At 70.8% G+C, this 23,224-nt stretch carries 25 protein-coding genes; 15 read left to right on the top strand and 10 right to left on the bottom strand.

Annotated features, from left to right (window positions below; genetic code table 11):
- Positions 1-113: 113 nt before the first annotated feature.
- Positions 114-1,691, bottom strand: a complete 1,578-nt coding sequence (locus EV372_RS11975) for a GMC family oxidoreductase (protein ID WP_130396060.1) — start codon at positions 1,689-1,691, stop codon at positions 114-116.
- Positions 1,692-1,720: 29 nt separating this feature from the next.
- Positions 1,721-3,217, bottom strand: a complete 1,497-nt coding sequence (locus EV372_RS11970; protein WP_372497332.1) for an aldehyde dehydrogenase family protein — start codon at positions 3,215-3,217, stop codon at positions 1,721-1,723.
- Between the two features lie 359 nt (positions 3,218-3,576).
- Here EV372_RS11970 and EV372_RS11965 point away from each other — a divergent pair, with 359 nt between their 5' ends.
- A complete protein-coding gene (locus EV372_RS11965; protein ID WP_130396058.1) occupies positions 3,577-4,239 on the top strand; it encodes a class II aldolase/adducin family protein in 663 nt (220 codons plus the stop codon).
- Positions 4,240-4,249: 10 nt separating this feature from the next.
- Here the strand turns inward: EV372_RS11965 and EV372_RS11960 are convergent, their stop codons facing one another.
- The gene (locus tag EV372_RS11960; RefSeq protein WP_130396057.1) at positions 4,250-4,756 is read right to left on the bottom strand and encodes a hypothetical protein; all 507 of its coding nucleotides are present in this window, start codon (positions 4,754-4,756) and stop codon (positions 4,250-4,252) included.
- A 26-nt stretch (positions 4,757-4,782) separates the two neighbouring features.
- Positions 4,783-5,061 (bottom strand): helix-turn-helix transcriptional regulator, encoded by a 279-nt coding sequence (locus tag EV372_RS11955; RefSeq protein WP_130396056.1) that lies wholly within the window; start codon positions 5,059-5,061, stop codon positions 4,783-4,785.
- A 322-nt stretch (positions 5,062-5,383) separates the two neighbouring features.
- Here EV372_RS11955 and EV372_RS11950 point away from each other — a divergent pair, with 322 nt between their 5' ends.
- On the top strand, positions 5,384-5,791 hold the full coding sequence (locus tag EV372_RS11950) for a VOC family protein (protein WP_130396055.1): 408 nt from the start codon (positions 5,384-5,386) through the stop codon (positions 5,789-5,791).
- 25 nt (positions 5,792-5,816) lie between these two features.
- Here EV372_RS11950 and EV372_RS11945 read toward each other — a convergent pair whose 3' ends face one another.
- Positions 5,817-6,584, bottom strand: a complete 768-nt coding sequence (locus EV372_RS11945; protein ID WP_130396054.1) for an alpha/beta fold hydrolase — start codon at positions 6,582-6,584, stop codon at positions 5,817-5,819.
- A 158-nt stretch (positions 6,585-6,742) separates the two neighbouring features.
- Between EV372_RS11945 and EV372_RS11940 the strand changes: the two genes are divergently transcribed.
- Together EV372_RS11940 and EV372_RS11935 are read left to right on the top strand one after the other, a co-directional pair.
- Positions 6,743-7,276, top strand: coding sequence for a DinB family protein (locus tag EV372_RS11940; RefSeq protein ID WP_130396053.1), 534 nt, complete (start codon positions 6,743-6,745; stop codon positions 7,274-7,276).
- A 604-nt stretch (positions 7,277-7,880) separates the two neighbouring features.
- The gene (locus EV372_RS11935) at positions 7,881-8,642 is read left to right on the top strand and encodes an SURF1 family protein (RefSeq protein ID WP_130396052.1); all 762 of its coding nucleotides are present in this window, start codon (positions 7,881-7,883) and stop codon (positions 8,640-8,642) included.
- Here the strand turns inward: EV372_RS11935 and EV372_RS11930 are convergent.
- A complete protein-coding gene (locus EV372_RS11930; RefSeq protein ID WP_130396051.1) occupies positions 8,618-9,025 on the bottom strand; it encodes a DUF3817 domain-containing protein in 408 nt (135 codons plus the stop codon). The two genes, EV372_RS11935 and EV372_RS11930, sit on opposite strands and share 25 nt — an antisense overlap.
- 141 nt (positions 9,026-9,166) lie before the next feature.
- Complete coding sequence (locus EV372_RS11925) at positions 9,167-10,690, bottom strand: glycosyltransferase family 2 protein (protein WP_130396050.1); 1,524 nt, start codon at positions 10,688-10,690, stop codon at positions 9,167-9,169.
- 348 nt (positions 10,691-11,038) lie between these two features.
- On the opposite strand from EV372_RS11925, the gene EV372_RS11920 reads away from it, so the two are divergent.
- From EV372_RS11920 to EV372_RS11910, 3 genes are all read left to right on the top strand, one after another.
- On the top strand, positions 11,039-11,770 hold the full coding sequence (locus tag EV372_RS11920; protein ID WP_130396049.1) for a WbqC family protein: 732 nt from the start codon (positions 11,039-11,041) through the stop codon (positions 11,768-11,770).
- Between the two features lie 96 nt (positions 11,771-11,866).
- Entirely contained in the window at positions 11,867-12,580 is a 714-nt protein-coding gene (locus EV372_RS11915) for a PIG-L deacetylase family protein (RefSeq protein ID WP_130396048.1), read from the top strand.
- A gap of 125 nt (positions 12,581-12,705) precedes the next feature.
- Positions 12,706-13,689 (top strand): NAD-dependent epimerase/dehydratase family protein, encoded by a 984-nt coding sequence (locus EV372_RS11910; protein WP_130396047.1) that lies wholly within the window; start codon positions 12,706-12,708, stop codon positions 13,687-13,689.
- Between the two features lie 237 nt (positions 13,690-13,926).
- On the opposite strand, the gene EV372_RS11905 is transcribed toward EV372_RS11910, so the two are convergent.
- Both EV372_RS11905 and EV372_RS11900 read right to left on the bottom strand, forming a co-directional pair.
- Entirely contained in the window at positions 13,927-14,298 is a 372-nt protein-coding gene (locus tag EV372_RS11905) for a DUF202 domain-containing protein (protein ID WP_130396046.1), read from the bottom strand.
- A complete protein-coding gene (locus EV372_RS11900; RefSeq protein ID WP_165435982.1) occupies positions 14,295-14,651 on the bottom strand; it encodes a YidH family protein in 357 nt (118 codons plus the stop codon). Before EV372_RS11900 ends, EV372_RS11905 begins: the two co-directional genes overlap by 4 nt.
- Positions 14,652-14,934: 283 nt before the next feature.
- Here EV372_RS11900 and trxA point away from each other — a divergent pair, with 283 nt between their 5' ends.
- The 7 genes from trxA (at position 14,935) to EV372_RS11865 (ending at position 21,801) form a co-directional block, all read left to right on the top strand.
- Positions 14,935-15,306 (top strand): thioredoxin, encoded by a 372-nt coding sequence (gene trxA, locus EV372_RS11895; protein ID WP_013156378.1) that lies wholly within the window; start codon positions 14,935-14,937, stop codon positions 15,304-15,306.
- A 519-nt stretch (positions 15,307-15,825) separates the two neighbouring features.
- Positions 15,826-16,698: a phosphate ABC transporter ATP-binding protein PstB gene (gene pstB, locus EV372_RS11890; protein WP_013156377.1), complete on the top strand. Its 873-nt coding sequence runs from the start codon at positions 15,826-15,828 to the stop codon at positions 16,696-16,698.
- A gap of 319 nt (positions 16,699-17,017) precedes the next feature.
- Positions 17,018-17,809, top strand: a complete 792-nt coding sequence (locus EV372_RS11885; RefSeq protein ID WP_130396044.1) for a response regulator transcription factor — start codon at positions 17,018-17,020, stop codon at positions 17,807-17,809.
- 406 nt (positions 17,810-18,215) lie between these two features.
- Positions 18,216-19,391 (top strand): phosphate ABC transporter substrate-binding protein PstS, encoded by a 1,176-nt coding sequence (gene pstS / locus EV372_RS11880; protein ID WP_130396043.1) that lies wholly within the window; start codon positions 18,216-18,218, stop codon positions 19,389-19,391.
- Between the two features lie 118 nt (positions 19,392-19,509).
- Positions 19,510-20,517, top strand: coding sequence for a phosphate ABC transporter permease subunit PstC (gene pstC / locus EV372_RS11875; RefSeq protein ID WP_130396042.1), 1,008 nt, complete (start codon positions 19,510-19,512; stop codon positions 20,515-20,517).
- Positions 20,514-21,425, top strand: coding sequence for a phosphate ABC transporter permease PstA (pstA, locus tag EV372_RS11870; protein ID WP_130396041.1), 912 nt, complete (start codon positions 20,514-20,516; stop codon positions 21,423-21,425). Before pstC ends, pstA begins: the two co-directional genes overlap by 4 nt.
- Before the next feature lie 157 nt (positions 21,426-21,582).
- On the top strand, positions 21,583-21,801 hold the full coding sequence (locus tag EV372_RS11865; RefSeq protein ID WP_130396040.1) for an EF-hand domain-containing protein: 219 nt from the start codon (positions 21,583-21,585) through the stop codon (positions 21,799-21,801).
- Positions 21,802-21,868: 67 nt separating this feature from the next.
- Here the strand turns inward: EV372_RS11865 and EV372_RS11860 are convergent, their stop codons facing one another.
- Complete coding sequence (locus EV372_RS11860) at positions 21,869-22,594, bottom strand: spermine/spermidine synthase domain-containing protein (RefSeq protein WP_130396039.1); 726 nt, start codon at positions 22,592-22,594, stop codon at positions 21,869-21,871.
- Between the two features lie 138 nt (positions 22,595-22,732).
- Here EV372_RS11860 and EV372_RS11855 point away from each other — a divergent pair, with 138 nt between their 5' ends.
- Positions 22,733-23,146 carry a DoxX family protein gene (locus tag EV372_RS11855; protein WP_130398887.1) on the top strand — a complete coding sequence of 138 codons (414 nt, stop codon included), beginning with the start codon at positions 22,733-22,735 and terminating at the stop codon, positions 23,144-23,146.
- Positions 23,147-23,224 lie beyond the last annotated feature (78 nt).

Raw genomic sequence — 23,224 nt, 5'->3', positions numbered from 1 at the left:
ACGGGCCCCGCCCCCGGCGCGAAGCGGCTCACCGGCTGCCGACGGTGACCAGCGGAATCAGGGGGAGCGGCCGGGGCGGGGGCCTCGCCGCCCCGGCCGCTCCCCCGGCCGGCTCAGGCGTCCGCGGTGCCCTCCCCGGCCAGGGCGTCCTGGCGGATGAGGTCGGCGGCGCGCTCGCCCAGGGCCAGGACCATGACCATGGGGTTGGGCGTCGGCAGCGTGGGGAACACCGACGCGTCGGCCACCCGCAGGCCGCGCAGCCCGCGCACGCGCAGGCGCGGGTCGACCACGGCGCCGTCGTCGGCGGCGGCGCCCATCCGGCAGGTGCCCGCCGGGTGGTAGACGGTGTGGGCGGCGCGGCGGCCGTACTCGGACAGCTCCTCGTCGCTCTGGACACCGGGGCCTGGGGCGACCTCCCTGGTGATCCAGGACCGGAACGGCTCGGTGGCGGCGACCTCGCGGGCGATCCTGAGGCCGTCCACGATCGTCCTCTCGTCGTAGCCCTCGGGGTCGGTGAAGTACCGGAAGTCCAGCTCGGGCTTCTCGCGGGGGTCGCTACTGGCGAGGCGGAGCTTGCCGCGCGAGCGCGCGCGGGGGATGTTCGGCGTCATGCAGACCGCGTATCCGTCGGGCGGGGACTCGTAGCCCAGCCGCCTCGTGTTGTCGTCGAAGGGGACCTGGTAGATGTGGAACATCAGGTCCGGGCGCGGGTCGGAGTCGTCGCGCCGCACGAACAGGCCCGCGTCGGAGTGCATCACCGTGTTCGTCGGGACCGGCCTGCTGGTCTCCCACATGATGATCGACTCGGGGTGGTCGAGCAGGTTCTCGCCGACGCCGGGCAGGTCGTGGCGGGGTTCGACGCCCACCTCGCGCAGTTCCCCGGCGTTGCCGACCCCCGAGAGCATGAGCAGCCGGGGCGAGTCGACCGCTCCCGCGCACAGGATCACCTCCCGGCGGGCGCTGACGGTGGTGCGCGTGCCGTCCTTCGCCGTGGCGCTGACCCCCGTGGCGCGGTCGCCGTCGAACAGCAGCCGGTCGACCCAGGTCTCCAGCATGACGGTGAGGTTGCCGCGCACGTCCATGATGGGGTGGAGGTAGGCCACCGAGGCCGAGGATCGGTGGCCGGTGTAGGGGTCGTAGGCGATGGACAGGAAGCCCGCCCCGCACGCGAAGCCGCCTCCGTGCGAGGTCAGGGCGTTGAAGTCCTCCACCACCGGGACGCCGGCCGCCTCGGCCGCCGAGGCCACCCAGTCCTTGACCATGGTGTTGCGGTCCTTCGCGGCGACCGGGACGATGTTGCACTTGATCCGGTCCGCGTAGGACTGCACGGTGGCGTTGTCCCAGCCCTCGGCGCCCGCCGCGACCCAGTCGTCCAGGTCCTCGGCGAACGGCCGGAAGCTGATGAGCGTGTTGTGCGAGGAGCACCCGCCGAGCACGCGGGCCCGGGAGTGCAGGATGTGGGAGTTGCCGCGCGGCTGCTCGACGGTGGTGTAGCCGTAGTCGAGTTCCCCGTCCAGGACGCTGAGCCAGTCGCGCAGGCGCAGGACGTGCTCCAGGTCGCGGTCGTCGGGACCGCCCTCGATGAGGCACACGGTGGTGCCGGGGTCCTCGGTGAGCCGGTTGGCGATCACCGATCCCGCGGTGCCGCCTCCCACGATCACGTAGTCATAGGTGCTCTCGGTCGGGTCCACGGTCCGGGTCCTCTCGTCACTCGTCACCGTCAGCCGAACCAGCGCTGCGGCTCGGGGGACAGGTTGCGGTAGACGTGCTTGGCCTCGCGGTACTCGTCCAGGCCCGCGAGTCCGAGTTCGCGGCCGATCCCGCTGCGGCCGTAGCCGCCCCACTCGGCGCCGGGGAAGTAGGGGCCGTAGTCGTTGATCCAGACGGTGCCGTGGCGCAGGGCCGCGGCGACGCGCTCCCCGCGGGCGGTGTCGTCGGTCCACACGCCGCCGGAGAGGCCGTAGTCGGTGTCGTTGCCCAGCTCGACGGCCTGCTGCTCGGTCTCGAACCGCTCCACGGTCACGACCGGGCCGAACACCTCGGTCTGGACGATGTCCATGGCGCGGTCGCAGTCCACGAACACGGTGGGCCGGTAGAAGTAGCCCTGCGCGAGGTCCGGGTCGTCGGGCCGCCTGCCCCCGGCGATGATCCGGGCGCCCTCCTCGACGCCGCGCGCGACCGCGGCCTCCACCTTGGCGCGGTGCTCGGCCGACACCAGCGGGCCGCAGCGCACGCCCTCGTCCTGGCCGCGGCCGATGCGGATGGCCTCGGCGCGGCGGGCGAGTTCGGTGGTGAAGGCGTCGTGGACGTCGTTGTGCACGATGAGGCGCGCCCCGGCCGAGCAGACCTGCCCGGAGTGGAAGAACGCGGCGCTGAGCGCGTAGTCCACGGCGGTGTCCAGGTCCACGTCCGGGAAGATGATGTTGGGGTTCTTGCCGCCGAGTTCCAGGGCGATCTTCTTGACCGTCGCGGAGGCCGCCGCCATGATCCGCCTGCCGGTGGCCAGACCGCCGGTGAAGGAGATCAGGTCCACGTCGGGGTGCTCGGACAGCGGGGCGCCCGCGTCGGGGCCGCTGCCCGTGACCAGGTTGACCACGCCCGCCGGGACGCCCGCCTCGGTGGTGAGCTCGACCAGCTTGGCGGTGGTGACCGGTGTGATCTCGCTGGGCTTGACCACCATGGTGTTGCCCGCGGCCAGGGCCGGGGCCATCTTCCAGGCGAGCTGGAGCAGCGGGTAGTTCCAGGGCGTGATCATGCCGCAGACGCCGACGGGCTCGTAGACCACCTTGCTGTGCACGCCCTCGGGCGCGGAGACCAGGCGGCCCGTGTCCTTGTCGGCGAGACCGGCGTAGTAGCGGAAGACGCCGGTGACGTCGTCGACGTCGATCCCGCCCTCCTCGATGGTCTTGCCGGTGTCGAGGGACTCCATGACCGCGATCTCCTCGCGGTCGCGCTGGAGCAGGTCGGCGATGCGGTCGAGGACGCGTCCGCGCTCCCCGGCGGGGGTGCGGGGCCACTCTCCGCCGTCGAAGGCGCGGCGGGCCGCGGCGATGGCCTCCTCGGAGTCGGCCCTTCCTCCCTCGCTGACGATGGTCAGGACGGAGGCGTCGGCGGGGTTCAGGATCTCCCGCACCCGGCCGTTCCCGGCCGCCCGCCACCGGCCGTCGATGTAGAGGCTGGTGGCCGTCGCCGACCCGGGTTCCGCCAGGTACGGCACGGACGGGAGGGTTGCGTAGAGCTCGTTCACGGGTCCGGTTTGCCCGGGATCGTTAGTCACAAACAGCCTCGTCTCATCAGACTCTTCCGCCATATACACCCTGTGAACCGGCCTGATCTGCGCGAACGACCCGACCCAGCGGAGTCGCCCGTGGTCCGGCCCACGCCACACCCGGGCCAACAACTACTCGGAGTGACGATCGGGGGAGCGGTGGAACACCCCCGCCTGGGGAAGACGGGAACGAGAGTTTGACGTACATTGAGGTGTGCCCTTAGCTGAGGCATACCTAAGCGGGTTCGTCCGGACTCCCGAGCCCCCGCGGCACGGACCGCGCCCACCGCGCACCCCTTGAGGAAGGCATGCTGCTCGAACAGGAACGCCGCGACGTGTGTCTGACCGCCCGCGCCCTCGCCGCGGACCCGGGCACCGCGCCCGGCGAGTCGGGGACCGTCAGCGTCCGCAGCGGCGACCTGGTGGTCGTCACGCCCCACGGTGTCCGCCTCGACCAGATCCAGCCCGCCGACTGCCCGGTGATGTCGCTCGACGACCGCGTGCTGGAGGGAAGGCGCGACCCCGCCGCCGAGGCCACCCTGCACATGGCCGTGCACCGCCTGGCCGCCGAGCACGACCGCGACGTCACCGCCGTGGTCAACGCGTTCACGACCGACACCGTCGCGGTGTCCTCGGTCCTGGCCGAGCTGCCCCCGATCCACCACCGCGCCGCCGGCCTGGGCGGGGCGGTCGCCGTCACCCCGTACACCACCTACGGCACCGGCGAGATCGCCGACCACGCCGTCAAGGCGCTCAAGGGCCGCGACGCCGCGCTGCTCGCCGACCACGGCGGCCTCGCCCTGGGCCGCGACCTCGGGCACGCGCTGGAGAACCTGCGGCTGCTCGACTGGCTCAGCGGCGCGTACCTGAGGGCCCGCCAGATCGGCGAGCCCCGCGTGCTGTCCGAGGACGAGCTGGCCCGGGTCCGCGAGCGCGACGCCTACGGCTGGGCGGGCCCGGACATCCTCTGAGGCCCGCCCGTCAGACCTCCTCGTCGTCGGGGATCTCGTCCGGCTGCGTCCAGGCCAGGTACAGGGTGGGAACCGCGACGTGGGCCATGTAGATCACCCACAGCACGGGCATGAACAGCTCCTCCGGGAAGTACAGGTGGTCGGGTGTGGGCCCCTCCAGTACCGCGATCACGAGGAACGGCGCGAAGATGAGTGCCGACGTCACCCTGTGCCCGAGCCGGGTGGCCCGGTCCAGTTCGGCGCGCTGGCGCTCGTCCAGGTTGCGGTAACCCGCCGTCACCCCCGTGGCCCGGCTCAGTCGCCTGTGGACCACGGCCGCCGCGACGAGGAGCACGAGGTAGGCGGGCACCAGCACGATCATCGTCAGCGTCGCGCCGGGCTGGAAGAGGGCCGCGGTCAGGAGCACCGTGGCGACCAGGAAGACCAGCACGAGCAGGAGCGTGTGGTTTCGCCGCCGGGACCGTGAGGCCCGGAGCCGGGCGATGCGGGACGTCGTGGTGTCGTGGGTGGGGGACACGGGTTCACCTCTTCTTCCTGGTGGGGTCACTGGCCGATGCGGGGGAAGGGCTCGGTGGAGAAGACGACCTCCACCGGAACCTCGAAGTAGCGCGCGACGCGCAGCGCGAGGTGGAGGCTGGGGCTGTACTCGCCCCGCTCCAGGTAGCCGACCGTCTGGTAGTGCACGCCCAGCGCCTCGGCCAGCTGGCGGCGGGACACGCCGCGCTCCGCCCGCAGCATCGCGATCCGGTTGTAGACGGCCTCGCCGCCTCCGGCTGCGGCCCTGGGACGGCGGCCGGTCGCCCCACCGCTCTCAGCGGACACTCCGCACCGCCCTCTCCCGGACCGCCTCGGCGCCCGACCGGGCATCCGCACTCATCACACCAATTCTCCGTTCCGTCGTCTTCCTGCTGCCATTGATAGTACATGTACTACATCCTGAATAACAGGGGATACAGGTCGGGTTCGAAGGTGGACCACGGAACGCGGTGGACCGCGCCCCGAGCGGGGAGCCCGAGCCGCGACGCGGAGAGCGCGTTTCGAACCCGGTGCCGGGGAAGAGAAAAAACGGGTGTGGACAACCCCCCACGCGACGCCCGGAACGGGACAATGGTGCTGACACCGACGCCGAACGGCAGGAGACCCCATGCGCTGCAGCTACATCAGGCTCCTCGTCAACGACTACGAGGCCTGCTTCCGCTTCTACTCCGAGGTGCTCAAGCTCCCCGTGCTGCGCGGGGACGAGGGCAGCCGCTACGCGGAGTTCGACGTCGAGTCGGGGACGCGGCTGGCGATCAACCAGCGCGAGGTGATGGCGGAGGCCCTGGAGACCGACACCGCCGACCCGGCGCTGCCGAACCAGGACCGGTTCGCGGTGATCTTCGAGGTGGACGACGTGGACGCCACGGCCGCCAGACTGGTCTCGGACGGCGCCCGGCAGGTGATGGAGCCGCGTGACTGGACCGCATGGGGCATCCGCGCGGCGCACTTCCGCGACCCCGACGGCTACCTGCTGGAGATCAACAGCCCGCTGATCCCCGTGGCGCAGGTCTGATCCCGCTGCCCCGGACGGGCTCCCCTCAGCCGGACAGGTGCTCCACCAGCAGCTCGTTCACCCGGTCCGCGCGCTCGACCCCGAGCAGGTGCGCGGCGCCGGAGACCACCTCGAACCGGGCTTCGGGGATCCCGTCCGCCAGCCTGCGGCCGTGGCCGGGCGGCAGCATCGGGTCGTGGGCGGCCGACACCACCAGGGTCGGCACCCGCACGGAGGCCACCAGGTTGCGCTGGTCCATCCCGGCCACGGCGTCGCACACCGCGGCGAAGCCGTCCGGGTCGAGCCCGCCGAACTCCTCGGTCAGGCGGGCCACGACCCGCGGCCGCCCCTCGCCCATGTCCGGGGTGAACCAGGGCCGCACCACGTCCGCGGCCACCGAGTCCAGGCCCGACGAGCGCACCCGGGAGGCGAGGAGGTCCCACCGGTGCGTCCGCGGGGTGCGGGGCGCCGCGGCCAGCAGCACGAGGCGCTCCAGGGTGCGCGGCGAGTTGGCCGCGATCCACACCAGCAGCGCCCCGCCGAGCCCGGCGCCCACCGCGTGGACCCGGGTCAGGCCCTGGGCCTCCAGGACCCCGAGCAGGTCCAGGGCGAGCTCCTCGACGGTGTAGGGGCCCTCCGGGGCAGGAGAGGAGCCGTGCCCCCGGTGGTTGACCCGCAGGACCCTGTGGTCGCGGGTGAGTTCGGGCAGCTGCGGTTCCCAGACCGACATCGTGGTGCCGAAGGGCGGCACGAGCAGTACGACGGGCGCGTGCCGGGGTCCGTCGAGCCGGTACTGGAGCGGAATCAAGGCCATGGAACCTCCGAGTCGCCAGAACGCCAGGTTATCGGCAGAGCCCCGTTCGGGGCCGCACCGTTTTCTCCCGTTTTCCATCCGGTGGAGGACGGTAACTGACCTCCACTCTTCCTAGAGTCCTCGTGTACCGAGTCGGACAGGGCGAGAGAGCGGTGGTCATGGTGGTCACGACGGTGACGAGCACGGTGGACGTGGAGCGCGCGAGCCTCCTGCGGTTCCTGGAGGACCAGCGCGACTTCCTCCGCCTCACGGTCCGGGGCCTGGACGACGAACAGGCCGCCCGGCGCACCACGGTGAGCGAGCTGACCCTCGGCGGACTGGTCAAGCACGTGACCCGGGCCGAGCGCAACTGGATCCGATTCGTCCGTGAGGGAGCGGTCCACCCGAAGGTGGACTACGAGGACCCGGCCACCTGGGAGGAGCAGGCCGACAGCTTCCGGTTGCTGGAGGGCGAGACCCTCGACGGCGTCCTGGCGGACTACGCACTGGCCGCGCGGGAGACCGAGGAGCTCGTCAACGGCCTGCCGGACCTGGAGGTCAGCCACCGGCTCCCGGACGCGCCGTGGTTCCCCGAGGGCGCGTCCTGGTCCGCCCGCGACGTGCTGCTGCACGTCATCCGCGAGACAGCGCAGCACTGCGGGCACGCCGACATCCTGCGCGAGGCCCTGGACGGCCAGAAGAGCATGGGCTGACACGCACGCCCACCCGAACCGGTTGCCGGGCGGTACCGGCGGCGGGGAACACGCACGGAGCACAGAGTCCGGTTCCCCGCCGCCACCATCGACGATCTGCGGCGACTCGGTCCGGACGCAGCGCCCGAGGTCCTGAAGAAGGTCCTCCTCCCGGAGGAGGAGCCGGAAGCCGGGCATCCCCGGGCGGTGACCTCTGGAGCGACTTCCGTGCACGCCCCCGCTGAGATCCGCGTTCCGAAAAACCACACGGAAAACGGAAACGACGGGGGCGTCCCCACTGACCAGTGGGAACGCCCCCGGTTACGAGGTGGCGAGGGTCGCTTCCGCATCCCCCCTCAAAGTACGGAAGCGACCCTCGCGCTGGGAAGCGGCCAGCGACTCCTCCCCCCTGGAGTCGCGGCCTTGAAGGCCTGCCGCGGAAACGACCCGATCGTCCCGCGTTGATGGAGACACTACCCACCACAACCTCGAAGAACAACCCTGAGTCACGATGAACTACTTAAAGTGATCGTCATTCCTCGGCAGACGGCGGGCCAAGTGTGTGTGCGCAGCGTCAAACCGGGGTCATGACGGGGCGCTCGGGGACCGCGCTTAGCCTGGTCTGGTGAGATCACCGCTCCTCAGCCCACGGTGGCTCGGCATCCACCTGCTCGCCCTGCTGGTCGGCGTCGTCTGCGTCGCCGGTACCGCCTGGCAGTTCGTCCGCGCCTTCGAGCCCGACCGCGAGGTCATCACCAACCCGGTCGCGGACCTGGCCGGCGCCGTGCCCGTCTCGGACCTGCTCGAACCGGGCCAGTACATGCACCCGGACTCCTTCGCCAACAGCGCGGTGGAGGCCAGCGGCAGCTACGACGCCGACGCCCAGCTGCTGGTGCCGCGCGTCGTGGACGGCGTGCGCGGCTACGACGTCATCGTCCCCCTGGTCACCGACGACGGCGGCGCCGCCGTCACCGTCAACCGGGGCTGGGCCGAGGAGGGCCGGGACATCCCGCCCGTGCCGGGGGGCGAGGTCACGGTCACCGGCTGGCTGCTGCCCCCGGCGGGCTCGGAGGGGGTCGTGCCGGTGGACGTCTCCGAGGGCCAGGTCGAGCGGATCGCCACGTCCGTGCTCGTCAACGAGTGGGACCACCCGCTCTACGAGGGCTACGTCACCCTGCCCGAGACGGATCCGGCCACCGCCTCGCTCGTCCCCGCGCCGCCGCCCGAGCCGCCCACGGGGTTCACCGTCAACTGGCGCAGTCTCAGCTACACCGTGCAGTGGGCGATGTTCGGCGTCTCCGCCGTGGTCTTCTGGATCCTGCTGATGCGCCGGGAGCTGCGCGAGGGCGGCTCCCGGGAGGATCAGCCCGCCGTCGCGGGCTCCTGAGCCCGTCCGGCCTCGCGGTCCTTGGCCCGCTCCGAGCGCACGATCCGGTGCTCGACCACGAAGCCGAGCACGGGGATGGTGCCCGCGAGCGCCACGCCCAGCGTGCGGGAGGCGCTCCAGCGGCGGTCCAGGGCGACCCACAGGACCACGAAGACGTAGGCCATGTAGATGTAGCCGTGCGGCATCGCGATGTAGAGCATGAGCGGCGACTCGGGGCCGAACCAGTGCTCCAGGCCCTGCGGCGCGGCCACCAGGGAGAACCGGGCGGTCTCCCCGACCAGGTACTTGGCGGGCATGGCCACGAAGGTCAGGCCCACCAGGAAGACTCCGGTCACGTACGCCAGCACCCGGTACAACGCGAACGACACGCGCCTCTTGTCCACGGCTGATCCCCCTCAGACGACTGCGTCCCCGCTCCGGCGGGACAGGTCCGCGGGCGGGCGAAAATCAGCCTAAACGCTGTCCGGTACCCCGGGCGCCCGGGGTACCCGGGGCCGGACGATCTCACATCACCGCAGGTCGGGTCACCTGCCCGAGACGCGGTCCGGGCTGCTCCACCGGCCGTCGGACTCGGTGGTCCACGCCTTGGGGATCATCCGCAGCGCGAGATAGGCGTCCACGAGCCGGATCGGGAAGAAGAGCAGGCCGTAGACCAGGTAGGACGGCCGCCGCCGGATCGCCGCCATCAGGCAGGTGAGCATGTAGTCCGGGATGAACAGGCCGATGGCGATCGCCAGCAGCGGCAGGAAGGCCGTCACCGCCGTGAAGGCCTCCCCGACGAAGGGCAGGCTCAGGAAGAACTCGCCGCCCAGCGTCCCCGCCAGGACGAACAGGCCGACCACGGTGGTGACCAGCAGCACGGCGGAGACCAGGACGACCTCCAGGATGTACAGCGCCAGGCAGGCCCAGAACAGGCTCGGCCACACCCGGTGGCGCCGGACGGTCTGCCAGAAGCCCAGCGTCCACCTGGTGACCTGCTTGTAGTAGTCCCGGAAGGTGAACGGGTCCTGGCTGTAGGCCTTGGTGTCGGGGTTCATCGAGACCCTGCCGAGGCGCTTGTGGTGCACCTCGAAGGTCATGTTGAAGTCCTCGATCACCAGCCCCTTGGGGTTGACGTCGATCTCCCTGAGCGCCTCGCTGCGGTAGACGCTGGCGAAGCCCGGCACGATGAAGGCCGTGTTGGCGTGCCGCCAGGTCTGCCCGAAGCGCATGAGGTACTGGAGCATGAAGTACAGGCGGTCCCGGTAGGCCGAGATCATCCGGCCGACGAAACCGCGTTCCCCGGGCTTCCACTCCGAGACGACGAAGCCCGCGACCGCCGCCACCGACGGGTCGGCCAGCTGCCTCCGGGCGCCCTCCACGTACCCGGGGTCGAGCTCGGTGTCGGCGTCCAGGATGAGGACGCCGTCGTAGTTGTCGGTCAGCGAGAACTCCTCGATGACCGCCTCGATGGCCCCGGCCTTGCCGCGGTTGGCGAGGAGTTCGAGGACGTTCACGCCGGTCTTGGCCGCGATCTGGGCGGTGGAGTCCCTCGACGAGTCCGAGACCACGTAGATGTCCCAGCGTTCGAACAGCCCCATGGCGGAGGCGATGGCGCCGCCGATGACGGGTTCCTCGTTGTGCGCCGGGATGATGACGGCCAGGGACACCTCCCGCCCGGAACCCTCCGCCCGGGCCGCCACGGCCGCCGAGGCGCCCCCCTCGGAGGCGTCGCCGCCCCGCTCGGCGAGTGCGGTGCCGCCGGAACCGCCCGCGCCCACCAGGACGCGTTCGCGGGCCCCGCCCCCGACGGCGCCGCGGTGCCCGGCGCGCGGTGACCGGAGCACGGCGCGCACCGAGTCCTCTCCCAGACGCACGAGTCCGACGGTGGTCCACAGCAGCAGGTTGGCGCCGAAGGCCAACCACAGGAACACGTAACCCAGGGCGCCGAGACCGGAGGCCTCGGCCACGTCCGTCGCGTAGCCGAACCAGTAGACAAAGAGTGCCGCGGCCAGGGCGAGGGCGATGAGCCCGATCAGCAGGCCGCCTATGAAACGTGCGGTACGCACAGCGCTAGGACCCTCCGAAGTTCTCGGTTTCGGACCGACATTAACCCGCAAAGTCGGTGTTATCTTGACGCCCTACGACACCGAGAGGTTCACCCGGGTTCGCGTCCTATGTAGGCCACACAAATCGTATACACGGGCTTGCGGAAGATGGTAACCATAAGAGGATATTTGTGAGCTGTAGCTACGGCTCGTCTGTGGTTTGTCCATCATTGTCCAGGTTCTGGAAAAGTCTGCGGAAAGTGACCAGCGGAGAGAAGGAGAATGCTCGGAGTGATCGGCGTTCCGTCCTCATCCTCATCCGGTTCCACTCGAATCCCACAGGCCACCAGCCCGGGGGGTCGCTCCGCCATGAGCAGCCAGGACGGTGCGTCACGCACCGTGGCACTGCACCAGCCGCACTACCTTCCGTGGCTGGGGCTTTTGGATAAAATTGACCGTTCCGACCGTTTCATCATCCTCGACAACGTCCAGTTCGAACGTCGCGGATGGCAGAACCGCAACTACATCGGCGGCAGCGGGAAACCCGTCCTGCTGACCGTTCCGGTCGTCCAGGGCAGTCGGGACGACCGCATACGGGACAAGGTTGTTGATAACAGTCAGAATTGGAAGTCAAGACACTACAAGTCACTCGCGGAACACTGCTACCGCAAGGCGCCCTACTGGAAGGATTACCGCGACGAAATCGCCCACCTGTACGAACAGGAGTGGGACGGTCTCGCGGACCTGTGCGTGGCGACCACGCGCATGCTGATGCGGTGCTTCGGGATCGACACGCCGCTGACGCTGGCCAGTGAGATCGGGGACTTCCCCGGCCGCAAGAGCGAGCTCCTCGCCCAGATCTGCGCCAAAACGGGGGCGCACACCATGCTCTCGGGCGACGGCGCCCGGGACTACCTGGAGCCCGAGACCCTGCGCCGCTACGGGATCGGCGTCCGGTGGCAGGACTTCCGCCACCCGGTGTACCCGCAGCACGGGCGCGCCCCGGCCGACTTCGTCCCTCGTCTGTCGGCGATCGACCTTCTCCTCAACACCGGCCCGGAGGCACTGCACGTGCTCCGGCAGGCGAGAACCCAGAGCTGACCCGAACACGGGTCCACCACAGCGCCGAGCCACCGGGCGCGGCGCCGCTCCCCGGGAAAAACCCGATCGCTCTCTAGGCAAAGGACGGAAAACGGTATGACGACGGACTGGTCCCAGGAACGCATCCTGGTGTTCGCGCCCCACCCCGACGACGAGACGCTCGGCTGCGGCGGCCTCATGAGCAAGGCCAAGGCGGCCGGCGCCGAGGTGTTCGTCCAGTTCCTCACCGTCGGGGACACGGCCGACATGTCTCCCAAGGGCTTCTCCACAGCGGAGGAGCGCTACGCGGAGATCAAGAAGGTCGCCGACCACTTCCGCTGGGACGACTGGCACATGGCCCTGCCCGGCGACCAGTACCACCTCAGGCTCGACTCCGTCGCCCGGGTGGAGCTCGCCCAGCTGATCGAGCGCGAGAGCCCGCTGTCCATCGAGCGGCTCCGCCCGACCGTGGTGCTCGGACCGCACCACTCCAGTTACAACCAGGACCACCGGGCCGTGGCCGAGGCGGTGCACACCGCCCTGCGCCCGTCCAACACCGCGCTGCGCCACCACCCGCGCCTGGCGCTGGCCTACGAGGAGGCCGCCGACCACTGGCGCTCGGAGCCGCTGTGCCCGCCCAACCTCATCGTCGAACTGGACGAGGTGCAGGTGGTGGACAAGCTCCACGGCATGCAGCTGTACGGATCCCAGTCCCACCAGCACCCGCACACCCGCTCCGAGCCCACCCTGCGCAGCCTCGCCGTCCTGCGGGGCATGCAGGCGGGCGTGGCGCTCGGGGAGGGGTTCCACGTGCTGCGCTGCCTGGCCTGAGCGCTCCCGGACCCGCGGCCGGCGGCGCCGTGCGCCGCCCCACCGTGCGCGGCCGCGACGACCGCGCGCACACGCCGTTCCCAGTCGGGGAACGGCGGAAGAGAACACCGAGTGGAGGGGAAACCATGAAGGCTGTAGTCACCGGAGGAGCCGGCTTCATCGGCTCACACCTGTGCGACCACCTGATCGCCCGGGGCCACCAGGTCACCGTCCTGGACGACCTGTCGACCGGATCCCTGGCGAATCTGGTCCAGGCGCAGGGCTCGCCCGGGTTCCGGTTCGTGGAGGGGGACGTCCTGGACCGGGAACTGGTCGACTCCCTGGTCGCCCCGGCGGACGCCGTGTTCCACCTCGCGGCGGCCGTGGGCGTGTACAACATCGTCGACAACCCGCTGCGCTCCCTGCGGATCAACCTGCACGGGACGGAGAACGTGGTGGAGGCGGCCGTGGCGCACCGCGTGCCCTACATGGTCGCCTCGACCAGCGAGGTCTACGGCAAGAACGACGCCGACGGTCTCAAGGAGGGCGACGACCGCGTCTACGGGCCGGCGACCAAGAGCCGCTGGTCCTACGCCGCGGCGAAGGGGCTGGACGAGCTCGTCGCCTACGTGCACGGCGTCGAGTCGGGCGTGCCGTGCGTCATCACCCGCTTCTTCAACGTGGTCGGCCCCCGCCAGACGGGCCGGTACGGGATGGTGGTCCCGCGCTTCGTGGACCAGGCGTTGGCGGACGAGCCCATCACCGTGTACGGGACGGGGACGCAGCGCCGCTGCTTCGGCTCGGTGTTCGACGTGGTGCCCGCGCTCCTGCGGCTGATGGACACCCCCGAGGCCTACAACCAGGCCGTCAACCTCGGCGGGCACGAGGAGGTCTCCATCAAGGGCCTGGCCGACCGGGTCGTGGAGCTGGCGGGTTCGAGGAGCGCGGTCACCTACGTCGACTACGAGGAGGCCTACGGCGAGGGCTACGAGGACATGCAGCGCCGCTACCCGGACACCTCGCTGGCCGCGCGGCTGATCGGGTACCGCCCCGAGCGCGACCTCAACGACATCATCCGTTCGATCATGGAACACCGCCGCGCGGTCGGCTCCGTACCGCAGCCGGCGTAACCGAACCTGAAGGGTCCGGTCCGGGGCGCCCTCTCCGCCTCGGCCGACCGACACGGGACAAGGAGACGAAGGGCCACGGCTCCGACCCTTCCCCCGACGGGACGGTCGCGCGTCCCCGACGTGTCCGGTGCTCCCCCATGCCCGCACGAGGGCGATCGGCGCCGGTGGACCCCGGGCCCGCCAAGGGCATGGACGGGTGCGTCCGCCTCCGGGCGGCGCGGACGAGGGGCCGGGTCCTCAGAGAGCCAGCAGCACCGTCACCACCAGGACGCAGCTCAGGGCGAGCACGCCCGCGCACAGGAGCGCCATCGCCCACGGGCCCGCCACGGACGGCGAGGGCCGCCCGGTTCCCGGAACGGGCGCACCGTGCCCGCCGGCCCGCCACCGCAGCCACACGTGCGCGGCCAGCACCCCCGCCAGGAGCAGCAGTCCGACCGCGGTGGCCACGCGCACCTCGGGCGGAGCCTGCGGGAAGGCGTCGTCGCCTGGGGCCAGGGAGCCGCGCAGGAACAGCAGCCCCACCACGACCAGCAGGGCGATCGTGCGGTGCCAGGACATCAGGGTGCGCTCCGGCTGCATGCCGGGGTCGCGTTCGACGGGAGTGGTCACAGCAGGTTGCCCAGCAGGACCAGGACGCACACCAGCCCCACCGCCAGGGCGGTGACCAGCGGGAGCGCGCTCAGTTTCAGGGCCGCGCCACGGCTCATGAGCTGCTGCACGCGGTACCAGCGCAGCGGGGCGTAGACGGTGATGACCCCGGCCAGCACCGCCAGCAGCAGGCCGACCGCGGTGCGCGGCCCCTCCGCCCAGCCCAGCGGGAGCAGGTGCAGGACGGCGACGGCACCGGCGAGCAGGGCCAGCGCGGTGCGCACCCAGGCGAGGAAGGTCCGCTCGTTGGCGAGGGTGAACCGGTAGTCCACGGAAGGACCCTCCGGGTCCCGCGGAGAGGCTTCGGAACCCATCCCGCTCCCCCCTTTCGACAGGGACGATCCCGGGTTCGCCCCCGAACCGGGCCGGGCCCGCCACGCGGGGCCCGCGTCCCTCCAGTCGACACTAGCCGTCGCGCCTCTTTCCTCCCAAACAGGTATGTAAGGCGTGTTATGGCGTAAAACAACCGGACTGCGGGGTGGTTCACCGGCCGCGGCAGGCATGCGGAACAAACGAACGGGCACGACCGCTGTAGCACTGAGAGATGGCGGTTGGCCGACGGTCGACACCAACCAACGAACAGATACAGGAGACCACGTGCCCACGGTCGAGCTCACCAAGGACAACTTCGCGGAGACGCTGAAGGACAACGACTTCGTCCTCATCGACTTCTGGGCGGACTGGTGCGGTCCCTGCCGGCAGTTCGCCCCGGTGTTCGAGACCTCCTCGGAGAAGCACACCGACATCGTCCACGCCAAGGTGGACACCGAGGCGCAGCGCGAACTCGCCTTCGAGTTCAAGATCCAGTCCATCCCGACCCTGATGATCGTGCGCGAGCGCACCGTCATCTACAACGAGCCCGGGGCCCTGCCCTCCGAGGCTCTGGAGAGCCTCATCACGCAGGCCAAGGAGCTGGACATGGACGAGGTGCGGGAGAAGATCGCCGAGCAGGGCGGCTCTCCGGAGTAACACTTCCGGAGCACCACTCCCCGGAGCGACACGGACCGTTTCCGCGCGCCCCGGACGCCCCCTCCCCCGGAGGGCGGCGTCCGGGGCGTTCGCGCGTCCGGACGGGGCCGGGCCGGGCGGGCGCGGCGGCGGCCTCCGGGCGAGACGCCGCCCCACCCCGGCAGGAGACTGGACCCCGCCCTGGTAGGACCGAAAAGGGTGAATCAGGAAGACCGAAACGTCATCAAGAGGTTTGCGACCGGTCACCTGCCCACCCGCCCGGCGGGTTTCGGCCCGCCCGGGGCCCGATCCTCCCAGACGGGACGAACCGCACTCCAGAGGCGGTCCGCACCTCCTTCGGTGACGGGAGGACAACGCCTCGCGATCGCCACGCCTCCGAGTTCACCGCCCACGTTCACCTTCGCCACGGGGTTCGTTCACCGTTGCTTCATACGGACATATTTGCATGGGTTCGACCGCGCCCCGCGGCTCCGGCCGCGCACCTCCCGCGCACGCACAGTCCGACCCGGAAGTGGCCTCATGTCTGTCAGCAACACCGCCTCCCCTCGCGGCACCGAGACCGGTCGCGGCGTCGCCCCCGACACCGTCCGGTACAACCGCGAGGTTCCCGACCTGGGCGACCCCGTCTTCGACGTCTCCGGGCTCTCCATCTACTACGGCTCCAACAAGGCCGTGCGCGACGTGGACCTGAAGGTGGGCCCCCGTCAGATCACGGCGATGATCGGGCCGTCCGGCTGCGGCAAGAGCACCGTCCTGCGGACCCTGAACCGCATGAACGACCTCATCCCCGGAGCCCGCATCGAGGGCAAGGTCACCTACCACGGCGAGGACCTGTACGCCTCGGAGGTGGACCCCATCGAGGTGCGCCGCCGGATCGGCATGGTCTTCCAGAAGCCCAACCCGTTCCCCAAGTCGATCTACGACAACGTGGCCTACGGCCCCAAGATCAACGGCGTCCGCGGCAACATGGACGACCTGGTCGAGGAGACGCTGACCAAGGCCGCCCTGTGGGACGAGGTCAAGGACAAGCTCAAGGAGAGTGCCTTCGCCCTCTCCGGCGGCCAGCAGCAGCGCCTGTGCATCGCGCGCACCATCGCGGTCAACCCCGAGGTGATCCTGATGGACGAGCCCTGCTCGGCGCTCGACCCCATCGCCACCCTCAAGATCGAGGACCTGATGTACGAGCTGGCCAGCGAGTACACCATCGTCATCGTCACGCACAACATGCAGCAGGCGGCGCGTGTGTCCGACCGCACGGCCTTCTTCACCGCCGGTGTGGACGACGCGGGCGACCGCTACGGCAGCCTGGTGGAGTTCGACGAGACCGCGACGATCTTCAGCAAGCCGTCCGACCAGAGGACCGAGGACTATATCAGCGGTCGCTTCGGCTAAACCGCTGTCCTCCGGCCCTCCCACGGACCGGGACCGCTGATCGGCGAGGTCGCCTCGGCCCAACCGCTGTCCTCCGGCCCTCCCACGGACCGGGACCGCTGATCGGCGAGGTCGCCTCGGCCCAACCGCTGACCTCCGGCCCTCCCACGGACCGGGACCGCTGATCGGCGAGGCCGCCTCGGCCCAACCGCTCTCCTCCGGCCCTCCCACGGCCGCGTGCCCTCCGGTCGCGACCGCCGATCGGAGGGCCGTTTCGGTCAGGCCGGAGCACCCTCCCCGGGGATCCGCCCCACTGTTCCTTCGACGAAGTGGACCTCCCATGCCCGCGCTCACAACGTCCGCATCCGTCCCGTTCCCGGGTGCCCCGGTCGAGGACGAAACGGTCGAGCGCTCGGAACGGTCGGAGGGACCGCTCCGGGTCCTGCTGGTGGAGCCCGAATCGGAGCAGTCGCACCAGCTGGTGCTGTCGCTGAGCGGGCACGACGTGGACATCACGGTGTGCGTGGACGGCGCCGAGGCGCTGCTGCGGGTGGGGATGATGCGGCCGGACACCCTGGTGACCAGCGCCACTCCGCCCGAGGTGGACCTGGAGACGCTGGTGCGGGTGACCCGGCGGGCGACGGACATCCCGATCCTCATCGGGGTGGGCCCCGGCGACTCCCAGCGCGCGATGCGCGCGCTGGCGGCCGGAGCCACCGCGTGCGTCAACCGCCCCTACCGGATCCCGGAGCTGGCGGCGCTGCTGCGCGGCTCCCTCCCGGGACCGGACGGCGGCGGCCCGGACGGCACCGCCTCCCCGGCCGCGCTGCGTTCGGGCGCCCTGGAGCTGGACGCGCTGGGGCACCGGCTCTTCGTGGACGGCAACCCGGTCAACCTGGCGCTGCGGGAGTTCGGGATCATGGACTTCCTGCTGAGGCACAGCGGCAGGGTGGTCAGCCGCGAGGAGTTGTGGACCGAGGTCTGGCACAAGCCGCTGCCTCCGGTGAACAACACCATCGCCGTGCACATCCGGCGCCTGCGGCACAAGCTGGGTGACTCCGAGGCACAGCCCAGGTTCATCCACACGGTCCGGGGAATCGGCTACCGGCTGGACACGGCGAACGGTTCCTGAGCGGAGGAAAAGCGCGGGACGGGGTCGGTGAATTCCCCTCCGCCGGGTCCTTTCGGTGATGCCGACGAGACCCCTTGTTCATCTTCACGTCACCTCGGTCCGAGACGAACGCGAAGATGAATCACCGAACAATCCGACGTGTCACCTTCACCACCGGGGGACCACCGCGCCATCCCGGACTCCACGGCCATACCCGCAGGTCATCACCGCCTGTCCCCAGAACATGACAGGATCCGCGCGGAGCCGAAAAACACGCACCCGTTATCAGATGGTTACCGCCATTCACTCCGCATTCACCCTTCTTCTACCATCCCGCCTCCATCTCGATGACACAGCGTCTTCCTGCGCGCTTACTGTCATTTCACGTCAGCCCCGACAGCGGTGATTCAACGAGGAGAACTACGACATGCGCAACGGGCGTTCCAAGCTCGCCGTCCTGGCGGCCATCCCCCTGCTCGCGGCGGCGTGCAGCAGCGGAGGCGACACCGGCGGCGACAGCTCCGGCGGTGGCGGGGGCGACCTCAGCGCCTCCCTGACCGGTGCCGGGGCCAGCTTCCCCGACCCCCTGTTCCAGGACTGGATCTACACCTACTCCAACGACGTCCAGCCCGGCGTCAGCGTCAACTACCAGAGCGTGGGCTCCGGTGCCGGCGTGGAGCAGTTCCTGGAGCAGACCGTCGACTTCGGCTCCTCCGAGGAGCCGCTGGGCGAGGAGGACCTCGCGGCCGCGTCCGAGGCTCGCGGCTGTGAGGCCGTGCAGTTCCCGGTCGTCTTCGGCGCGGTCGTCATCGCCTTCAACAACCCCGAGCTGGACGGCCTGGTCCTGGACGCGGAGACCATCGCGGCCATCTACGACGGCCAGATCACCACGTTCGACGACCCGGCCATCGCCGAGCTCAACCCGGACATGGAGCTGCCCGGCGACGAGATCATCCCGGTCCACCGCTCCGACAGCTCCGGCACCACCTACGTGTTCTCGCACTACCTGAGCACCGAGGTCGACTCCTGGGCCGAGAAGTACGGCGAGGGCAAGGAGATCGAGTGGGCCGACGGCCTGGTCGGCGGCCAGCAGAACGACGGCGTCGCCCAGGGCATCACCCAGAACCCCGGCGGCATCGGCTACGTGAACCAGTCCTTCGCGCAGGAGGCGGGCCTGTCCGTCGCCCACATCGTGAACGAGGACGGCAACCCGATCGAGCCGACCCTGGAGTCCACCATCGCGGCCTCCGAGGAGGCCGAGATCCCGGACAACTTCCAGTTCGCGATCGACAACATCGGCGGCGAGGGCTACCCGATTGCCGGTTCCAACTGGATCTTCACCTACACCTGCGGCTACGAGCAGGCCAGCGCCGACGCCATCATCGACTTCTGGACCTGGGCCCTGACCGACGAGGGCGCCCGCGACCTGGCCGGTGAGCTGGGCTACGCGCCGCTGGGCCAGGAGCTGACCGACCGCGTCGTCGCCGAGCTGGAGAAGACCAACTCCGCCGAGGGCGGCGCCGACGCCGGTGCCGAGGAGGAGGCCGGAACCGAGGAGAGCGCCGAGGAGAGCGCTCCCGAGGCCGACGCCACCACCGAGTAGGAACGCCCCGCGGGGCCGGGAGAGCCATCCCGGCCCCGCACGCCTTCTTCCCAACCTCCGCCCCCGTCCCGGGGCGGGACGCTCTCCACTCCCCACGAAAGCCACAGAGGAGAAGCACATGTCCACCGAGGCCCGTGAGGCCCCCCAGGCCCCCGAGGACTCCCGGCGGGGGACGCTGAAGTCCGGCAAGGGGCGCCTGGGCGATCCGATCTTCAAGTGGGCCGTCGCGGCCTGCGGCACCATCGTCCTGGTCATCCTGGCGCTGATGGTCATCCGGACCACCAGCGAGGCCTGGCCGGTCTTCGCCAAGGAGGGCTTCTTCGGCTTCCTCCTCGGGGAGAACTGGCAGAGCGGCGGCTCCCGCACGGAGATCACCGGCACCTACGGTGCCTGGCCCTTCATCTACGGCACCCTGGTCACGGCGACCATCGCGATCGTCATCGCGCTGCCGCTGGCGATCATGGTCGCCGTCTACCTGACCCACCTGGCCCCGCGCCGCCTCGCCAAGCCGCTGTCGTACACGGTCGAGCTGCTCGCCGCCGTGCCCAGCGTCATCTTCGGCCTCTGGGGCCTGCACTGGTTCCTGCCGAACGTGATGCGCCCCTTCTTCGTCTGGCTGGAGGGCACCTTCGGCTGGTTCTTCCTCTTCGAGGGACCGGTGCGCGGTGTCGGCTACCTGCCCGCGGGCATCGTGCTGGCCATCATGATCCTGCCGATCATGACCGCGCTCATCCGCGAGGTCGTCGTCGTCCAGCCGATCGAGCAGCAGATGGCCGCCTACGCCCTGGGCTCCACCCGGTGGGAGGTCATCACCAAGGTGATCCTGCCGGCCAGCTTCTCCGGGATCGTGGCCGCCGCCATGCTGGGGCTGGGCCGCGCCCTCGGCGAGACCATCGCCGTGCTGATGCTGATCGGCGGAACCCAGGGGTGGAGCGGCAGCCTGTTCGGCACCGGAAGCAGCATGGCCTCGCACATCGCCGCGTCCTTCGGTGAGGCCTCGCCCGAGGTCCGGACGGCGCTGATGGCGATCGGCGTCGCCCTCTTCCTGGTCACGATGATCGTCAACATCCTGGCCCGCGTCATCGTCTGGCGCCTGGGGCAGTTCACGGGAGACTCCGCCGTATGAGCACAGCAACCACCACTCCTCCGGACGCCCGGCACACCCCCCTGAGCCAGCGCCCGCCCGGCTCCGGCTTCCGCAGGTTCAAGGACCGCTCGGCGTCGGTGGCGCTGACCGCCGCGATGGTCCTGGCGATGATCCCGCTGGTCCTCATCATCTTCGAGGTCACCCGGCGCGGCATCGGCGTCGTCAACCTGGAGTTCTTCACCGCGACCGAGCCCCCGCCGCGGCGCGAGGGCGGCGGCTACGCGGCCGGGTTCTTCGGCACGCTCTACATCATGGCGCTCGCGGTCGTGATGTCGATCCCGTTCGGCATCGCCACGGCCGTCTACGTCGTGGAGTACGGGCCCAACCGCCTGACCGGCGCGATCCGCTTCTTCACCGACGTGATGACGGGCATCCCCTCGATCTTCGTCGGTCTGTTCGTCTACGGCCTGATCGTCATCGGCTGGGGCCAGATGGGCTTCGGCACCTTCGCCGGTGCTCTGGCGATCGCCATGATGATGCTGCCGATCGTGACGCGGTCCGCGGAGGAGATGCTGCGGCTCGTGCCCAACGAGATGCGCAACGCCAGCTACGGCCTGGGCGCGCGCAAGTGGCAGACCATCGTGCACACGGTGCTGCCCGCCGCCGCCCCCGGCCTGACCACCGGTTCGATGCTGGCCGTCGCCCGCGGCATCGGCGAGACCGCCCCGCTGCTGCTGACCGCGTTCGGCACCGGCCTGGTCGTGACCGCCTTCCAGGGCGAGCCTCAGGGCGCCGTGCCGATGCAGCTGTACCGGGGCGCCATGCAGCCCTTCGAGGCCGGTATCGACCGCGCGTGGGGCGCCGCCCTGTGCCTGTTCCTGCTGGTGCTGCTGTTCACCGTGATCGCGCGGTGGATCGGCTCGCGGGCCTCCGTGGGCAGCCGCTGACACAGCCCGACCCCGTGGGGCCGTGCGCCGGAGAGACCTCCGGTGCGCGGCCCCTTCGGCTCCGCGGGCGCCGACGTCCCGCCGGCTTCCCGAACCGCCCCCTCACCGGTAATCTTGCGCCGGACCCGCCACCGCGACTCCCTGGAGACGAACGCAGATGCCCGACACCAACGAGTACGCGACGACCTTCGCGTTCGTCGACGCCGACAGCGACGGCCGCATCTCCGCACAGGAGTACGCCGACCTGATGCACCGCCTCGGGGACAGCTGCACGGAGGAGCAGGCCCTGCGTGCGATCGAGGCCATGGACCAGGACGGCGACAGGCTGATCACCCTGGACGAGTTCACGGCCTACATGTCCGACACCAGGAGCTGAGCCCCCGGCGGGTGCCGCCCCACGGTGCCGCCCGCGGGCGGCACCGCCGCGAACGCGGCCGCCCGCCTCAGCGCGGCTCGCGCGCCAGGTAGACGGTGTCGGGCACGCCGCGGGCGACCGGCACCTCGATGACCTCCACCGAGGCGAACCTGCCCCGCAGCGACTCCTCGAAGGCGGGCACCGCGTTGGCGCTCCAGAAGGCCAGGACCCCGCCGGGGGCGAGCAGGCGGGTGAGCCGGTCCAGCCCGGCCGCCTCGTAGAGGCGGTTGTTGTTCTCCACCACCGTCCAGTCGGGCCCGTTGTCGGTGTCCAGGCAGATCGCGTCGTAGCGGACGGGGGCCGCGGCCGAGGACGCCTCCTCCAGCCAGGCCACGATGTCGGCGTTGACCACCCGGCAGCGCGGGTCCCGGTGCACGTACTCGGCGGCCTCGCCCAGTTCCCCGTCGTGCCAGGCGATCACGTGGGGTTCGAGTTCCACCACGTCCACCACCGCCACCCGGGCGTGCTCCAGGGCCTCGCGGGCGGAGAAGCCCACGCCCAGGCCGCCGATGAGCACCCGGGAGCGCGAGCGGCCCGCGGGGAGGGCGGCGAGGCTGGCGCGCACCATCTCCCGCTCGGAGGTGCCGTCGCGGGTGTCCATGAGGAACACCCCGTTGGAGTAGATCTCGTAGTGCGCGCCCACGCGGCGAAGCACGAGGTCGCCGCCGGTCTCCCCGGTCACCCTCGCCAGGGTGGCGGTCTCCTCCTCGGGTTCACGGGAAACCGGGGCGGTGTACGTCGTCGGCTGGTCCATACCCCACATTGTGCCCGCCCGGCGGGCGCGCCCGCGCTCCCGCCGGGGGGAAGGACGGGGCGCTGTCCGCGGGGTCGTCCCGGACCGTGGGGTTACCCAAGAGTAGGGTCGATGTCCACCCCACCGAAGGAGGACTCCATGCGGGTGAAGCGCGGGCGCGGCGGACCGCTCGACCGGGTGCGCGGGGTCGCTCCCCACGCCCTCGGCGTCCTGTTCGCGGCTTCGGGCGTGCTGCACTTCGCGGTGCCCGGACCCTTCCAGGCGATCATGCCCCGCTCCCTGCCCGCGCCGCGCGCGTGGGTCTACGGCAGCGGCGCGGCCGAACTGGTCTGCGGCGCGGGGCTGTTGACGCGCAGGGCGTGGGCCGGTCCGGCGAGCGCGGCCCTGCTGCTCGCCGTGTGGCCCGCCAACGTCCAGATGGCCCTCGACTCGGGTACGGGCAGGCTCCGGGGCCCGGCCGACAACCGCCTCGTGGCCTGGGGCCGCGTGCCGCTCCAGATCCCGCTCGTCTGGGCCGCCCTCCAAGCCCGCCGCGGGGACCGGAAGGACTGACGGCGCCCCGCGCCGGGACGTCGGCGGGCCCCGAGCGCCCGTTTGCCCCTCCCCTGGGGGGAGGAGCCACAGTGGAAC

It is taken from the genome of Nocardiopsis sp. CNZ308 (assembly GCF_004217075.1).
This window is presented reverse-complemented; position numbering and strand designations above follow the sequence as displayed.

Bases quoted from the DNA above. Each gene is read 5' to 3' on its own strand.
- EV372_RS11900 (WP_165435982.1), bottom strand. From the start codon at position 14,651: ATGGGTTCCGAAGCCTCTCCGCGGGACCCGGAGGGTCCTTCCGTGGAC.
- EV372_RS11860 (WP_130396039.1), bottom strand. From the start codon at position 22,594: ATGGACCAGCCGACGACGTACACCGCCCCGGTTTCCCGTGAACCCGAG.
- pstC (WP_130396042.1), top strand. From the start codon at position 19,510: ATGTCCACCGAGGCCCGTGAGGCCCCCCAGGCCCCCGAGGACTCCCGG.
- EV372_RS11920 (WP_130396049.1), top strand. From the start codon at position 11,039: ATGAGCAGCCAGGACGGTGCGTCACGCACCGTGGCACTGCACCAGCCG.
- EV372_RS11910 (WP_130396047.1), top strand. From the start codon at position 12,706: ATGAAGGCTGTAGTCACCGGAGGAGCCGGCTTCATCGGCTCACACCTG.
- pstS (WP_130396043.1), top strand. From the start codon at position 18,216: ATGCGCAACGGGCGTTCCAAGCTCGCCGTCCTGGCGGCCATCCCCCTG.
- EV372_RS11965 (WP_130396058.1), top strand. From the start codon at position 3,577: ATGCTGCTCGAACAGGAACGCCGCGACGTGTGTCTGACCGCCCGCGCC.
- EV372_RS11950 (WP_130396055.1), top strand. From the start codon at position 5,384: ATGCGCTGCAGCTACATCAGGCTCCTCGTCAACGACTACGAGGCCTGC.
- pstB (WP_013156377.1), top strand. From the start codon at position 15,826: ATGTCTGTCAGCAACACCGCCTCCCCTCGCGGCACCGAGACCGGTCGC.
- EV372_RS11885 (WP_130396044.1), top strand. From the start codon at position 17,018: ATGCCCGCGCTCACAACGTCCGCATCCGTCCCGTTCCCGGGTGCCCCG.
- EV372_RS11865 (WP_130396040.1), top strand. From the start codon at position 21,583: ATGCCCGACACCAACGAGTACGCGACGACCTTCGCGTTCGTCGACGCC.
- pstA (WP_130396041.1), top strand. From the start codon at position 20,514: ATGAGCACAGCAACCACCACTCCTCCGGACGCCCGGCACACCCCCCTG.
- EV372_RS11945 (WP_130396054.1), bottom strand. From the start codon at position 6,584: ATGGCCTTGATTCCGCTCCAGTACCGGCTCGACGGACCCCGGCACGCG.
- EV372_RS11855 (WP_130398887.1), top strand. From the start codon at position 22,733: ATGCGGGTGAAGCGCGGGCGCGGCGGACCGCTCGACCGGGTGCGCGGG.
- EV372_RS11915 (WP_130396048.1), top strand. From the start codon at position 11,867: ATGACGACGGACTGGTCCCAGGAACGCATCCTGGTGTTCGCGCCCCAC.
- EV372_RS11940 (WP_130396053.1), top strand. From the start codon at position 6,743: ATGGTGGTCACGACGGTGACGAGCACGGTGGACGTGGAGCGCGCGAGC.